A 14,949-nucleotide genomic window follows, 5' to 3' on the forward strand; every position below is an offset into this window, starting at 1 on the left:
TCGAGATTGGCGCGTTCCTCGACCGTAAGAGCCGCCAGTGCCCGGTTGAGCATCGCCTCGGAGGTGGAGACGAGCTGGATCACGACGCTCTCATCGCGGGCGAGATCGGCGCGGATCGCGGGGACGAGCGAGGGCAGCTTCATGCCTATCAGGAGCTGGCAGAAGAAGCGCTGCTTGGTGGACTCGAAGATCGACAGCGCGGCCGCCTTGGCGCCGCTGTTATAGGTGTCGTTCGAGAAGCTGTCCGTCACGCGGGTCGCGTCCAGCGCCGCGCGAAGGTTGCTGTGGATGATCGCCCAGGCATCGGCATAGGCGTCATAGACCTCGATCTGGTCGGCGGTCAGCTTGTGTTCGAGGATGTCGTATTCGACACCGGCGAAGCTCAGCGCGCGCGAGACGTAGAGGCCCTGCATTTTCAGGTCGCGCGCGATCAGCTCCAGTGCGGCGATCCCGCCCCGGCGCAGGGAGTCGACGAAGGTCCGGCGATCGGCGAACGCCGTGCCCGGACCCCACAGGCCAAGCCGCGTTGCATAGGCCAGATTGTTGACGTCGGATGCGCCGGTGGCGGAGACGTAGAGGACGCGGGCGCGCGGCAGGAGGTTCTGCAGGCGGACGCCGGCGATACCTTGGTCGGACCCGTCCTTGGTGCCGAAGCGGCCTTCGCCGCCTGCGACACCGGCCATTTCGTGCGCTTCGTCGAACACGATCATGCCGTCATAGTCAACGCCGACCCATTCGAGGATCTGCTGGAGCCGCGTGCCCTTGTCACCGCGATTGGAGCGCAGCGTCGCATAGGTGAGGAACAGCACGCCTTCGGCCGCGCCGATTGGGGTGCCCAGCTTCCACTGGTTGAGATGCTGGATGTCGAGCGCGAGACCGCCGACAGCGGTCCAGTCGCGACGGGCATCCTCGAGCAGCGTCTCGGTCTTGGAGACCCAGACATGCTTGCGGCGTCCGCGCAGCCACTGGTCGAGGATGATCGCGGCGACCTGACGGCCCTTGCCGGCGCCGGTGCCGTCACCGAGGAAGAATCCGGTCCGGTACGGACGGCCATCCTCCGATGGTGCGATCGAGAGCCCCTCCTCGACGGGTTTGAACAGGCCGGGGATGTCGCGCTCGAAAACGTCGCCGGCATAGATCAGAGTTTCGAGCTGCGCGTCGGAGAGCGTCTTCGCATCGACAACGGCTTGGCTGAGCATGGGAACGTAGGTTGGCCGTGGCGCCGTGATCGAGCCCATCGCGATCGATTCCACCAGCGCGGTTGGATGCGCCGATGCGCAGCCAATCGCGATGCGGCTCGGCCGATAGGGCAGGTACACACCGACAGACTCGCCGGTCGGAAGTGGCTCGGCGAACACGGTGTAATCGATCGGGGTCGCGGTCTGCGACCGCGCGACTTTTGCGGGTGGTGCGCTCAGGAGCGGTTTGCTCGCCAAGCCGCCAAGAAGCGAGCTGCGCCCGCTCGGGCGGGCGAGCAGCGAGGCCGTGCGCGGGACAGGCGCGGACACAGGCGGAGCGGCATTTGCGGCGATCGCCGCGAGCGCATCGGCGAGTGTCGCGCAGCGGATCAGCACGGCAGGCGTGCCGGTCCCCTTTTCCAGCACCATCATCTTCACGGTCTGGCTGGTGCCATGCTTCGCATAGGCGTTCGCCGGCAGTTCGAGGTGCAGCGTCAGCGTGCAACCCTCGGTCGCCTTCGCCCAGGCGCGGCTCGACGTGTCGACCCGATCGGGCAGGATGGCGGCGCAGCGGCCTCCGGTGCCGAGACGCATCAAGGCGGCGCGAAGATGCCGGAACGCCGCCAGCGGGTCGGCGTGGCGGCCGATGCTGCGCGAGAATGGCGGATTGATGAGGACGGCCGTGGGCCGGATCGTTGGTTCGAGTAGATCGTGGATCAGCTCCCCGTCGTGGCGCGTGACAGCGACGCCCGGAAAGGCGGCTGCGAGCATCTCGGCGCGGGCCGGATCGATCTCGTTGAGAACAAGGCGCGCACCGGCGCGATGCGCGAAGGCGGCGAGCAGGCCGGTGCCGGCCGACGGTTCGAGGACCAGATCCGTGGTCGCGATTCTGCCAGCGAGCGCAGCGAGATAGGCGATCGGGGCAGGGGTCGAGAACTGCTGAAGCTCGATCTGCTCCTCGCTGCGGACGGTATGCGTCGGCAGGCCGGCGACCAGCGCGGTCAGCGCGGCAAGGCAATGGCTCGGCGCGGCGGGAAGGTCGGCTTTCGCCAGGTACATGACCTCGGCGAGTTCGAGCATGTCGTAGGCGTCGCGAAGCGACCAGCGACCATCGGCTGAGGAACCGCCATAGGCTTGCTCCATGACCCAAAGCATCGTGTCGCGCTGGAGGGATCCGTTCCTCGCAATGGTGTCAGCGACCGCCTTGGCGGCCGTGATCGAGGGTTCGGTGAAATCGAGTTCGAGAGCTGCGGCTGAAGTACGCATCGAGGGCCTCCGGTTTTATCGCCCGGTGGTCATCACCGGATCAACAAGCCGAAGGCTCCCTCTCCTCTGAATGCCTTTTGCAGGACGAGGCATCGCTACCGCGAAGCAAGCTCCCCGAGCCGACCGCAACGGGCCGGCCGCTGTTAGTCGAGCAGCATGTCAGGCCTATATGTCGATATCAGGCGGCCAACGCTGCCCGACCGCCCGTCGACCGATCCTTCGGCCGCATCACAACGACCGTTTCGGGCTTCCCGACCCTTCGGCCGAGTTTATCCCGCGCAGGGACTTCCGGGACGACTTCACGCACGTCGATCGAATAGCTCGGCATTTTATTTTCGGCTGCGATCTTCTTGAGCTGACTTTTCAAAGTGCGGAGCGGCGATGTGGAGCCGATTTTCGCGCCAAGCATCTCCAGAGGCATCTCATATTCTTCATCACGGCAATAGCAGTGCGCCAACTCGTAAAGGCGCCGCTCGATCGAGCCGAGACGGAAATAATCGTTGTGATAATCATAGATACGGCTGTCACGCGAGACCGCGCGGACGAGCCAGTCACAGAGCTGAACGCGGACCGGCATGAGTTGATCGACGCCGCTGGCCGTTTCGCGGGTGGTCGCCTGCGCTTCTGCGAACCAGGAGAAGAAGCCCTTCGTACCCACGGTGCCAGTTTTGATGTTAGTGCGGATCTGCGTGCCCTGCAGACGACCGAGCGCTTCGATGAAGCGATCGTAATCGCGCTTAGATGGGCGTCCGACGCCGGTGGCCCGGAAGAAGTCGTGTGCATTGAAGGTGAAGACATTCTGTACTTCACCACCGGTCCGACCGATATGCTGCACCATCAACGACAGGACATAGATCAGGACTTCTTTATCCCACATCGTCGCGATACCGCTCGAACTGGGCTTGATCTCGATTTTGACGCCATCCATCTCGTAGGTCATCGCCTCCATCTGAGGCCGCTTCGCTAACGAGAACAGCGGAAAGTCCATGATGCTTTGTTCGCCACGGACTTTGCCGTGCAGCGGGCTGTCGAGATAGTCGAACAGCTTGCCCTGGGTGAGAGCGACTTCTCGCGAATCCATCGTCGGGGCTCCCACCAGTTCATCCAGCAAAACCGCTTATAACGGATCGGGCGCAAACCTGCAGTCGGATAAGCGACCGCGTTACCGATAGCACGAGGATTTGGAGCGATTTAGGCCGGAAATCGGGATGTGTTTCACATTTTGGCAGGTACGGGCCACGGGAAACACCATCGTGACTCGTGCTATCGGTAACGCCGTGAAAGCCGTCCCGAGATCCGGTGTGCAGTTCGACGTCCAGGTCATTGAAAAGATGATGAGATACCGTCACCGTAGTCCGGCTCCCCGGTTAACCAGCCGCGACATCAGGCTCCCGATCGGCGTCGCGTCGGTCCCATCGGACATCCCGCGCATGGCGACAGCACGGCTCATGTCCTTGAGACCGTGGAGCGTCCGCCCAAGGTTCAATTCGCCCTTGCCAGCCTTGCTGCTCATTCCGCGGAGATACGCGCCGGGCCGCTGGACCTCGCCGCGCCGGTATTTCTGGATGGTGGCGAAGACCGACGCAGCAGCACCTCGCTGGCCCATGATACGACACGCTTCCTTGAATGCGTGATTGCTGATCCCCGACTGCCCCGCGAGCCGCTCCGCAGTGGCCACCACCTCGCCCCACGATCCATCGCGGTAGAGCAGACCGGAACATAGCTCCGGCGCGATCGACATGATGAACCCCGGATCGACACCGTGCTTCTCCAGATCGTCGTCGACGGCGGTTTGAGGTTGAGAGGGAAGGGCGCCCCCATTCTCACTACTCCTTTTCGCCAAGCCACTACCAGTATCTGCTTTAGCAGATTGGAGGTGCTTTGTAGTTGTAGAGTCGATGTCTCCAAGAGCATCCCAGCATGAACTATCATCATGATCCGAACCCGTGTCTGGGAGGACAATCTTAGCCGAAACAGCCTCAGCAAGGCGACGCGCGCGCCCTTCTATCTGCTCCACGCAGGCCGCCAGAAGACCAGCATCGCGGACACGACGCATCTGGTCGGTCGCCATCAACGCCAAAGCGAGATCGTCATCCGCCTTCAAATCATGAAGATTGGCGTCGAATGCCGTTTGGGCCAGAGCCCTGATATTTCTGCGGGCGGCGGCAAGGCGCTTGCGGAGCACCGTCAGTGTCGCGTCCTCTGCGGCTCCCTTGGCCGCGCGAGCTGCAAATTCTTGAAACCTGGTGCCAATCGGAGCGAGGACGATGCCGTAGCCCCACGTGATGAAGCCCTCGATCCCGCGGCGTCCGCCACGATGACCGTTCGGACTATCCCGAAAGCTGATCAGACCGAAGGCCTGTGCCTGGTTCAGGAGCTTTTGGACCTGACGGACGGTCACTCCCAGCTTTTGCGCGAGCAGGTCGTTCGACGGCCATACGACGGGGATTTGTCCACCCTGCCAGTCCTGCGGCTTCGTCCAGGCAAAAAGTAGATCGATCACGGAGACCACGCGCAGGGGGACGCCCATATAAGGAGCGGCACGTTTGAGCGCCGCAAGCGCGTTGGAAGGTGTCATTCCGGTCTCGAGACCGCGAAACTCCTCGACGAGCTTCGTCGCCTTGGCGGCATGCTCGTCAAATCGGCGCAGTCCCCTGCCGGGGCTATGGACAGCAGCCATCGTTCGTTCTCCCTGGGAGGGGAGCCCGTGCAGACAAAGCGACACCGTGGCGCCACGATCGGCGCTTTGGGGTAGCAATATGAAAGGGAGCCAGCTAAGTGAGGGTTCTCACTTCCGCCCTAGCAGGCGTCCCGAAAAGCCCGGCCTCGCGCCGGGTTTTTCATGTCGGCACAGCGTCCCCTTTGATCGTTGTGACGCCCGCCCGGGTGGACGGCGGCGGTCAGCGTTGAGCCGATCCACAGCAGCGATTGTTAAGCAGCACCGGCCAGTCAGTCGTGCGCGATGAATCGTGCTATCGGTAACGGAACGGGCCATAATCACGTGCTATCGGTAACGAAGCGTTGATCGTCGCTCGTGCTATCGATAACGCCGTGCCGCTGGGGCACGTGCTATCGGTAACGCCGTCCCGGGCTCGCTCGTGCTTTCGGTAACGGCGTGAGAATCAGGCGATTCGGTAGCCCCCGGTGGCATGTAGCGCGGAAGGAAAGCGTCATCCTCAGCGGCACGCTAAATAGGCGTGGCGGGGAAATGGAGGTTCAGTCAGCGATAGAGCTCAAGTTCAGACTTAAAACTCGCTGATGCTGTCTGTGCAAGCGGTCCATCGAGTTCGGCTTGTTCTGGCACCCGATATTTCCGGTGACCGGAAGGACGAGGTCTAGTGTGGCTGGTAAACATATTCAGCCCGATCTCCGATCCTGTATTTGGGACTCGGCGATCTGAAGATCGAGCCAGTGCTCTGAAGCAGCGATAAGGGGAGTGAGCGTGCCGACGATCAAGCGGCGTCCGTCATCGGGATCCGTTTGTCTGACTATGTATCCAAGCGCCTCCAGCTGCTCGATATGGCGCAAAGCGGTGGTCGTCGAGCCTCCGCTCAGCTTACATAGCTGGGACACTGCGATGCGGCGCTGCTCGCACGTCGCCACGTAAAGCTCCAGGATCATGTCCCAGCTTGGATCGTAGAAGCGAACCCCGTTGAAGTGGGTCGCCCGCCGACGCCGGCCGGCCAACACCGCCCTGGCCTCGGCAAGCCTTCGCTCGGACGGGTCTCTCGCGTCCGGCGGTATCGACAGCAAAGTGTCCTCGATCGCCTTGCGCGGTAGCCGCATCACGACGTCGATCAGGTCGTCTCGTTCAAATGCTGCACCCATAATCGTCTTGATCCATTTCGAAGGTAGGGCTCAGCGTCGCGGGGTAGGCGGAATGTGCCGAGCGCAAGGGCTCCAAGCGCGAGATAGGCATAGATCCCGAGCCCGGTGTGATAGGCGAAGAGAGGGATGCCAGGCAGAAGTGCGCCGAGAGCGCTCATGAACAGATCGCCGAGCGCGAACCCTGCCGCCCAGATCGGCCAGAAGCGGGTCGTCGTGATGCCCAGCCAGTAGAACCCGGCAGCGACGCCGAGGTCGATGGACATGATGATCACGTCGGCCGGTGCGAGGCGAGCCACGTCTTGCAGGCGAAGAGCCGAGGACACTACAGAGGCCACGACGTTGATCGCCGCCCCTAAGCGCTCAGGCCGACCGCCCCGAATGATGGCAAAACTGCAGATACCTACGAGGGTGGCATTGAACAGCAAGGCCAGAAACATTCCGAGCGACATCGGTTCTCCGATCAAATCAGGCTATGCTGCCTCCAAAGCCACTTCGGTCAGTGTGGCCGTTGTCGGTTTAGGTGTGCCTTCGCCCCAGCTCGTCTCGGTTAGCCCGAGCTGTCGGCCGACCCTCTCGGCCGCCAAGTGCGCCCGCATGGCCATATGGTCTTGGCCTTCGACGAGTGCAGCCAGCGCTGCGACCGTCGCCTTGACCGTTCGTTGGGTCATTGCAGGGGAAAGCCGATGAGCTTCGGTTGCATCGAGCGTCGTCAGAAGAAACTGTGCGGTATCGCGCGCGGCAAGGTTGATCGATCGCTCCGCCTTGCGCAGCTCATCGGCGATAACCCTGCTCGTGTTGGAAAGTGCTTGCATTACGCCTCCTGGGACGCCGGGCGCCCATCATAGTGTTTTCAGCCCAAGCAGGAGGAGCAGCGTTACGATCGCCATGCCGGCTGCAGTCAGCCCTATGGGGGTCACGATCGAGATGATCGCAGTCCAAAAGGCGACCTGCTTCCAGGTGAGCATATTCGCTGCCTCCCCAGCGGTCGGCACGGGGAGGGGAAGCGGGAAAGTTGGCTTGGCGGAAGGTAGGTCGTTTGCAGGGGGTAAAGGCTCTACCCCGCCGTCATAATCCGCCAGCAGCCGTGCGGCGTCAAATCGGCTTGGCACGCCAAGGACAGCGTTGGCCTTTAGCAGCTGCTTATCGACCGCGCGGTGGCTGCTACCTGTGACCGCCGCAATCTCCTTCGAGCTGCGGTTCTGAAGCACGAGGCGGAGGTACGACCGCTGACGATCGGTAAGGAGGGCGACGCGTTCCAGAACGCTTGTTTCCGGCGTTGGCGCGAAAGACGGCTGCTCGGCAGGGGTAGAGCCCGGTTCGTTGATCAGCATGCTCTTGATATTACTCGCATAGTGGAATGATTCGGCTCCATATCGGGGATAACTCCTGACGAGCTAAGTGGATCACATCCACATCAGGAACGACGCCGATAACCGTGTGAGCACGGCGAACATGGTGATTCCCACATTCTGACGGTTCGAAACCGCCCAAGCGTCACGGGCACCCCGCGATCAACTAAGACCGGGATTCCGTGTGGGCTGATAGCCCTAGTGAACGGACGGAAAATTGCGGATGGTTGCCGCGGCGTCGTTCAGGCGTGAGGCCCAAAAGGCAAGAATCTGCCCCTCGGCCGGCCGATCTTTGGCGGTGACCACGGCATACTCGGATAGGGACCGGGCGAGTTCGGCACTCGCAATTACGCTTTCGCGTTCCAGGATCGTGGCAAGGAGGGCCAGCCAGTCGCCATGTGCCTGAATCAGCGCTTCGATCTGTACCTGCCCCATTCCGCCGCCGGAATCTTCCTTCGGCGGGCTTCGCCGCCTGCCGAGCCTCGTAAGCAAACCTTTCATCAAGGACATGGCACGCGTTCCATCGACCGCCGTAGCCGGGACGGTTGAACACGCGGGAACACTGGTAACCACGCCCCACGTATTCCCCGCACCGACGAGCGGCAACAAGGTCTTGTATTTCGCGGGCCGCCCGACGGAAGTCGGGGACCCAGCATTCGACCGCAGATGCGGGCCGAGGATGGTGTTCAAGCCATGCCTAGGCACGTGCACTTTGGCACAGAAGTACCGAGAAAACACGCCGTCATTGCGCGTGCAATTAGACCGCGATCTTCTGAAAGCTGGGATCGCGCCTTCGGAATGCGGCTCTCGCGCAGAAGCGGTGTTCCTGCGCCAGCGCGACGCCCACGAGCAACGCACCCTTGCGGCGACCGGCCGGTGCGGCGGCGTGCGCGCGGGACTGGGGGCCAGCCGCCGCCGCACCCCCCCGGGCAGAGCAAGAGTGCTCACGCGGTCACGATGACGCGCGAACCCTGTCGGCTTCGCCAGAAGACGCAGTGTGCGCCCCGCTGATCCGCGTTCCTTATCAGCGCGGCGGAGCCAAGCGCCCGCGAGCGAGCGTCGCCCGCATGGGACGAGACGCAAGGGGGCTCGGTTGGAGCGCAGCGGAGAAAGAGCGCGGCCCAGCACGGGCGCGCCTTTCCTAACCTATCGAAAAGATGACGGGTTTTTCATCCGTATGGAAGGACATGGCCGACGCTATCAAGCGCGGAAGCGCGGTTCTAACGACTTATCTGAATCACCCGGGGCAGGTGATCGATCTGCTGAATCACCGCACGCGAGGTGTTGCCGTTCCACCGATCTTCATCCGCTCGGCGGCTGTCTCGTCGGCACAACGCCGTAACAAGCATTGGAGAGGCGGTTGAGAAATATTTGCACACGCGGCCCAAAGGCGCGGGGTTTAGGAGGAATTGGTCCGCCCTGGCTTCGCGCAAGCGCGACTGCCTTTTCATAGTGGCAATCGGGCTGGTCGCCGGGCCGATGGTTCATCCCGCCGTGGGACGCCAGAGCAACGGACGGTAGCGCCACCAGGAGAATGATGCCGATCCTGAAGAGGCGTAACATGCGAAATCCCTTGCTGATGCGGCGCCCCATCAGTCCGCGACCCGATGCCACCACCCGCCGCCCAGCGCTTGGAACAGTGCTGCGTTGTCGGCATAGAGCGCCGCGCGTGCCTGCTGGAGGGTGAGGCTGGTTTGCCAATAAGCCTGCTCGGCATTCAGCACCTGGAGAGGGGCGACGGCCCCAAGCCTGGACTGACCCTGAGCTATGGCGAGACTGTCGGCCGCTGCCCGTTCGGCGCGTTCGGCGGCACGAAGTCCATTGGTGTCGTTATCGATCGCGGCGAGCGTGTCGGACACGTTCTGGAAGGCGGCCAGTACGGCACCGCGATATTGCGCCTTGGCCTGGTCATAGGCCGCCTCGGCCGCGCGCTGGCGGTGGCGGAGCGTGCCGCCATCGAAGAGTGGCGCGGTAAGCCCGCCGACGACGCTCCACAGGACGTTCTCGGGTGCAAGCAGGGTAGCGAAGTTGGTCGCGGCGCCTCCGCCGCTGCCGCTTAGCGTGATGGCTGGCAGTCGCGCAGCGATGGCCACCCCGACCTGAGCGCTGGCGGCATGAAGATTGGCCTCGGCCGCGCGCACATCGGGCCGTTGATCGACCAGCCTCGCGGGCAGGCTAAGCGGCAGGTTCTGCGGCAGCGACAGGGACGCCAGATCGACCCGAGGCTGCTCGCTGACCGGCATCTGCCCCGCGAGCGCGGCGATCAGGTCGCGTTGCTGTGCGAGCTGCTTCTGTAACGGCGGCAGCGATTGCTCGGTCTGGGCCAGCAAGGTCTGTTGCGCGGCGATGTCGGCGCGCGCGAGATCGCCGAGTCGCAAGCGACCGCGCATGATGTCGAGAATCCGAGCCTGAGCGGCGATGCTCTTCTGGGTCGCCGCAATCTGATCCCGCAGCGACGCCTCGGTGATCGCCGCGACGACCACATTCGAGGTCAGCGTTAGGTAGGCCGCCTCGGTCTGAAAGCGTTGTGCCTCCGCGAGCGCCGCGCTCGATTCAGCCTGGCGGCGGATGCCACCAAACAGGTCGAGCGTGTAACCGACATTCAGTTGCGCGGTGGTCAGCGTGTAGAGGTTGCTGTTCGATTCCAGCGGCGAGGCGAGCACGCCGGGATTGCGCGCGCGCGTCGTTGAAGCCTCGAGCCCGACGTTCGGCAGGAAGGCGCCGCGATCGGCCTTGGCCAATTCCTGGGCCTGGCGGAGCGCCGCCCGCGCGGCCGCCAGATCAGGGTTGGCGGCGATCGCTCGACGAACGAGCGTGTCCAGCGCGGGGGAATGAAACAAGGTCCACCATTCGGCTGGAATATCCGCCCCGGGAACGACCTTCTGGGCATCGAGCTGCGCGTTCGGCAGGTTTGCATAGGCCGCATCGGCCGGCGATTTCGGCCGTTGGAACGTCGGCCCGACCGCGCAACCCTCGGCGAGCAGGCAGCCGAGCAACGCGACGGCGCGAAGGGCGGGGATCAGGCGCATCGGGTCAGACTCCCATATCGGGCTGCGGCGGCGGCGACGTCCGCGGGCTGCGTCGCTCGCCGCGCCGCGAGACGGTACGCTCGATGACGAAGTAGAGCGTCGGCACCACGAACAGGGTCAGCGCCGTCGCCACGATCAAGCCCCCGACCACAACGGTCGCCAACCCGCGCTGGACGTCGCTGCCGACGCCGGTGTTGAGTGCTGCGGGCAACATCCCGATGGTGGCAACGGTCGCGGTCATCAGCACGGGCCGCAGCCGCTCGTCCGCACCGTGCAGGACGGCTTCCAGCAAGCCTTCGCCGTCGACGCGGTGCGTGTTGAGGTTCGAGACCATGATGATCGCATTCTGGATCGCCACGCCGAACAGCGCGATGAAGCCGACCGAAGAGGCGACGTTGAGCGTGGAGCCGGTCACATGCAGCGCGACCAGACCGCCGAGCGTCGCCAGCGGCACCACGCCGAGGATGAGCACCACCTGCCGGAGCAGCGCGAACTGGATGTAGAGCAGCAACGCCATGGCGCCGAACATGATGGCGAGGATGACCCGCAGTCGGCTTTCGGCGCGCGCCTGATTCTCGAACTGGCCACCCCATTCGAGATGATATGTCGCCTTGTCGAACTTGACCTGGGCGGCGATATTGCTCTGCGCTTCCGCCAGGAACGAGGTGAGGTCGCGGTCGCGATAGCCGAGCTTCACGGTTAGTTGGCGATGCCCCATCTCGCGCGTGATCGTGCTTTCGCCGGACTTGAGCGAGACGGTGGCGACCGCCGACAGCGGCACCTGCGCGCCGCTCGCCGTCGTTATCGGCAGGTTGCGGATTTGGGCGACGGTGCTGCGGGCGGCGGCGGGAAAACGCACCGCGATGTCGTAACGCCGGTCGCCGACATAGAGCTGGTCGATACCCTCGCCGCCGATGCCCGTCTGGATCAGGTCGGTGACGTCCCCGGCGTTGACCCCGAGCCGCGCCGCAGCGGCGCGATCGACCGCGACCACCAGTTGCGGCAGCGGCGGCTCTTGGTCGAGCGCGACATCGGCCGAACCCGGCGTCTTGTTCAGCACGTCGACGATGGCGTTGCCGATCCGGCGCAGCTCGTGGAAGTCGTCGCCATAGACCTTGATGACCAACTCGCTGTGCGCGCCCGCCATCTTGTCATAGACGCCGTCGATCATCGGCTGGCTGAACCCGACATCGAACCCCGGCATCGCCTTGAACCTGGCATCCATGCGGCGGATCAGATCGGCCTTGGTCTCCCCCGAAGGCCAGGTGCCGTAGGGGTGCAAGCCGACGCTCGCCTCGATGTGCGAGGGTGTGAAGGGGTCGGTGCCGTCATCGTTGCGGCCAAGCTGGGTCACCACATAGGAGGTCTCGGGGAAACTGCGGACGGCGCGGCGCAACTCGCCCGCCATCTCCTTGCCCTTCTCCAGCGAGATGCCGCTGGGAAGCTGGACCTGCAACCAGATCGAGCCTTCGTCGAGCGCGGGCAGGAATTCTCGGCCCACCGTAGCACCGAGCAGGATCACCGCCAGGGCGGCGGCACCGGCGACGCCGTAGATGATGACGGGCAGGTCAAGGCAGCGGCGCAGCACGACGGCATAGCCGCGCTCGATCCACGCCAGCACGGGATTGTGGAAGCTCTTGGTCGGCTTGCGAAAGGCGATGTACGCGAGGCCCGGCACCAGCGTCATCGCGACCAGCAACGCGCCGAGCAACGCATATGCGACCGTAAACGCCATCGGCGTAAACAGCTTGGCCTCGATCCGCTGGAACGCGAACAGCGGCATATAAGCGGTGATGATGATGATCGTCGCGAAGAAGATCGGTCGGCCGACCTGCACCGCCGCATCGGTCGCCTCGGCCCGCGTCAACGGCTTGTCGGGCCGCGCCTCGCGCCGCCGCAGCAGCGATTCCATCATGACGATCGCGCCGTCGACGATGATGCCGAAATCGATCGCGCCGAGCGACAGCAGATTGGCGGGCACATGCGTCAGGTTCATCAGGATGAACGCGATCAGCATGGCGAGCGGGATGACGATCGCGACGATCAATGCGCTGCGCGCGCTGCCGAGGAACAGGATCAGCACGATCAGAACAAGGCCGACGCCCTCGAACACCGTGTGCGACACCTTGTCGACGGTGGTGTGGACGAGATCGGAGCGGTCGAGATACGGCACGATCCGCGCGCCCTTGCGCGCCAGCTCGGCGTTCAACTCGGTGACCTTGGCATGGACGTCGTCCATCACGCGTGAGGGGTTATCCCCGCGCAGTAAGGTAACGATCCCCTCGATCGTGTCGCCATGATCGTCCTTGCCGAGGATGCCGTGCCGTTCGACCTGGCTCAGCCGAACCTTGCCGAGGTCGCGCACCAGCACCGGCGATCCGCCCTTCTGTGTGACGACGACGCTGCCGAGATCGGTGAGGTCGTGCAGCGCGCCGACGCCACGCACGACATAGCCCTGCTCCCCGCGCGTGATGACGCTGCCGCCAGTGCTGTGGTTGTTGGCGGTGATCGCATCCTCGACCGATTTCAGCGAGAGGCCGAAGCGCTGGAGCTGGGCCGGATCCAGCTCCACCTCATATTGCGTGGTGATCCCGCCGAAATTGTTTACGCCTGCCACGCCCTGAATTTGCGACAGCGACGGGATGACATCCCATTGCTGGAGTTCGGACAGTTCGCGCTGGCCGAGCGTGTCGGATTCGAGCGTGTAGCGATAGATTTCGCCGATCGGCGAGGTCAGCGCATCGAGGCCGGGCGTTATGCCGGTCGGCAAGGTGACGCCGGTGATGCGCTCCTGGATACGCTGGCGCGACCAATAATCCTCCGATCCGTCGCGGAAGACGAGCGTGATGAGCGACAGGCCGAAGGTGCTCTTGGAGCGCATGATCGCCAGCCCCGGCGTGCCGTTGAGCGCACGCTCCAATGGCACGGTGATCTGCTGCTCGACCTCCTCGGCGGCGAGACCCGGCGCCTGGGTGATGACCTGCGAGCTGACATCGGCGATGTCGGGATAGGCCTCGATGGATAATTGCCGCCACGAATACCAGCCATAGGCGGCGATGAAGACCGCGATCAGCAACACGATCGTGCGCCGCGTTATCGCGAGCCGGATGAACCGCTCAATCATCGAGCAGCACGCCGCCCTTGGCGATGACCCGCTGCCCGACGGTGATGCCGTGCGTGATCGTCGTCCGGCCGCCTTGCTCCGCGCCGGTATCGACCGTGCGCCGCTCGAAGGTCCAGGGCGCGACCTCGACATAGACGGTGGTCGCGTCATCCTTGAGAAGCAAGGCGGTGGTCGGGACGCTGGGCGCAGTTCCGGTGGGCGCGACGAATGTGACGCTTGCGAACATGCCCGGCTTGAGCCGTCCGTTGGGGTTGGAGACGGCGATCCGCACCTTGGCGCGGCGCGTGTCGGGATCAAGTAGCGGCGCGATTGATCGCACGTGGCCGGTCAGCGGTTCACCGGCATAGGCGGTAAGGGCGATGGCGACAGGCTGTCCGGTATGGATCGCGCCAAGGTCACTTTCGGCCACGTTCGCCGTGACCCAGACGGTGCTGATATTGCTCACGGTCATCAGCGGCGCCGTCGGATCGGTCCAGAACGCGCCGGGCGCAACCGCAAGGTCGGTGACGACCCCCGACGAAGGCGCGGTCAGCGCCAGTCCGCCACCCCGAACCGCGGCCGACGCACCGACCTGACGCAGGCGCGCACTGGCGCGCGTGGCTTCCGCCTGGGCCGCGGCATAGTCGGCCTGTGCCTGCTGGACGTCCTTGTCGGCCGCGCCGCCGATCGCTTTAACGCCTAGGGCGCGGTCGCGGGCGGCGCTCGTCAGACGCAATTGGCTACGCGCCCGCGCATCGTCGGCGAGCGCTGAGGACAAATCGGGGGAGGCCAGTTCGGCGAGCATCTGCCCCGCCCGAACGGGATCGCCGAGCCCCACGCCGAGCTTGACGATCCGACCGGCGAGCGGGGTCAGGATGCGGTTCTGCGCAGCCGGATCGGCCTCGATCACAGCGGGAGCGACCATCTGCTGCGCTATGGCGGCCTCGGTCACGACAACGATGGGAAGCCGCGAGCGCAGCGGCGACCCTGCCGGGATCAGCACGCGATCGCCTCGCGCAATGAAGGCCGGCACCTCTGGCGAGGTAACCGGGACTTTGGAACTGCAACCTGCGAGCAAAGATGTCGCGGACACAAGAGCGGCTACTTTGATGATCGAAGGTATTGATAGGTCAGGCCTGCCGTTTGCACGCACTGCTGGTTTGAGGCTGATCGGCATCGCTACTACCTCCTGGTCA

General features: G+C 64.2%; 11 protein-coding genes. All 11 read right to left on the minus strand.

Annotated elements, in window-relative coordinates:
• Positions 1-2,444 (minus strand): strawberry notch-like NTP hydrolase domain-containing protein (locus ACFE7D_RS05120; protein ID WP_375394354.1); only part of this gene is annotated, 2,444 nt, incomplete at its 3' end.
• A gap of 178 nt (positions 2,445-2,622) precedes the next feature.
• Positions 2,623-3,525: a replication initiator protein A gene (locus ACFE7D_RS05125; RefSeq protein ID WP_267389349.1), complete on the minus strand. Its 903-nt coding sequence runs from the start codon at positions 3,523-3,525 to the stop codon at positions 2,623-2,625.
• 264 nt (positions 3,526-3,789) lie between these two features.
• Positions 3,790-5,124 (minus strand): plasmid replication protein RepC, encoded by a 1,335-nt coding sequence (repC, locus tag ACFE7D_RS05130; RefSeq protein WP_375394355.1) that lies wholly within the window; start codon positions 5,122-5,124, stop codon positions 3,790-3,792.
• 677 nt (positions 5,125-5,801) lie between these two features.
• Positions 5,802-6,272 carry a MarR family transcriptional regulator gene (locus ACFE7D_RS05135; protein ID WP_375394356.1) on the minus strand — a complete coding sequence of 157 codons (471 nt, stop codon included), beginning with the start codon at positions 6,270-6,272 and terminating at the stop codon, positions 5,802-5,804.
• Positions 6,242-6,721, minus strand: a complete 480-nt coding sequence (locus ACFE7D_RS05140) for a hypothetical protein (protein ID WP_375394357.1) — start codon at positions 6,719-6,721, stop codon at positions 6,242-6,244. The genes ACFE7D_RS05135 and ACFE7D_RS05140 overlap by 31 nt, the downstream gene beginning before the upstream one ends.
• Before the next feature lie 21 nt (positions 6,722-6,742).
• Positions 6,743-7,084 (minus strand): hypothetical protein, encoded by a 342-nt coding sequence (locus ACFE7D_RS05145; RefSeq protein ID WP_375394358.1) that lies wholly within the window; start codon positions 7,082-7,084, stop codon positions 6,743-6,745.
• Between the two features lie 27 nt (positions 7,085-7,111).
• Complete coding sequence (locus ACFE7D_RS05150) at positions 7,112-7,603, minus strand: helix-turn-helix transcriptional regulator (RefSeq protein WP_375394359.1); 492 nt, start codon at positions 7,601-7,603, stop codon at positions 7,112-7,114.
• A gap of 216 nt (positions 7,604-7,819) precedes the next feature.
• Positions 7,820-8,311, minus strand: a complete 492-nt coding sequence (locus tag ACFE7D_RS05155; protein ID WP_375394360.1) for a hypothetical protein — start codon at positions 8,309-8,311, stop codon at positions 7,820-7,822.
• Positions 8,312-9,213: 902 nt separating this feature from the next.
• Positions 9,214-10,650, minus strand: a complete 1,437-nt coding sequence (locus ACFE7D_RS05160; protein WP_375394361.1) for an efflux transporter outer membrane subunit — start codon at positions 10,648-10,650, stop codon at positions 9,214-9,216.
• 4 nt (positions 10,651-10,654) lie between these two features.
• Positions 10,655-13,774, minus strand: a complete 3,120-nt coding sequence (locus ACFE7D_RS05165; RefSeq protein WP_375394362.1) for an efflux RND transporter permease subunit — start codon at positions 13,772-13,774, stop codon at positions 10,655-10,657.
• Positions 13,767-14,930: an efflux RND transporter periplasmic adaptor subunit gene (locus ACFE7D_RS05170; protein WP_375394363.1), complete on the minus strand. Its 1,164-nt coding sequence runs from the start codon at positions 14,928-14,930 to the stop codon at positions 13,767-13,769. The genes ACFE7D_RS05165 and ACFE7D_RS05170 overlap by 8 nt, the downstream gene beginning before the upstream one ends.
• Between the last annotated feature and the right edge of the window lie 19 nt (positions 14,931-14,949).

Origin of the sequence: uncultured Sphingomonas sp., assembly GCF_964244235.1 — a bacterium.
Taxonomy (GTDB): Bacteria; Pseudomonadota; Alphaproteobacteria; order Sphingomonadales; family Sphingomonadaceae; genus Sphingomonas.

Excerpts from the sequence above, each read along its gene's own strand:
- ACFE7D_RS05125 (WP_267389349.1), bottom strand. The coding sequence starts at position 3,525 with ATGGATTCGCGAGAAGTCGCTCTCACCCAGGGCAAGCTGTTCGACTAT.
- repC (WP_375394355.1), bottom strand. The coding sequence starts at position 5,124 with ATGGCTGCTGTCCATAGCCCCGGCAGGGGACTGCGCCGATTTGACGAG.
- ACFE7D_RS05135 (WP_375394356.1), bottom strand. The coding sequence starts at position 6,272 with ATGGGTGCAGCATTTGAACGAGACGACCTGATCGACGTCGTGATGCGG.
- ACFE7D_RS05140 (WP_375394357.1), bottom strand. The coding sequence starts at position 6,721 with ATGTCGCTCGGAATGTTTCTGGCCTTGCTGTTCAATGCCACCCTCGTA.
- ACFE7D_RS05145 (WP_375394358.1), bottom strand. The coding sequence starts at position 7,084 with ATGCAAGCACTTTCCAACACGAGCAGGGTTATCGCCGATGAGCTGCGC.
- ACFE7D_RS05150 (WP_375394359.1), bottom strand. The coding sequence starts at position 7,603 with ATGCTGATCAACGAACCGGGCTCTACCCCTGCCGAGCAGCCGTCTTTC.
- ACFE7D_RS05160 (WP_375394361.1), bottom strand. The coding sequence starts at position 10,650 with ATGCGCCTGATCCCCGCCCTTCGCGCCGTCGCGTTGCTCGGCTGCCTG.
- ACFE7D_RS05165 (WP_375394362.1), bottom strand. The coding sequence starts at position 13,774 with ATGATTGAGCGGTTCATCCGGCTCGCGATAACGCGGCGCACGATCGTG.
- ACFE7D_RS05170 (WP_375394363.1), bottom strand. The coding sequence starts at position 14,930 with ATGCCGATCAGCCTCAAACCAGCAGTGCGTGCAAACGGCAGGCCTGAC.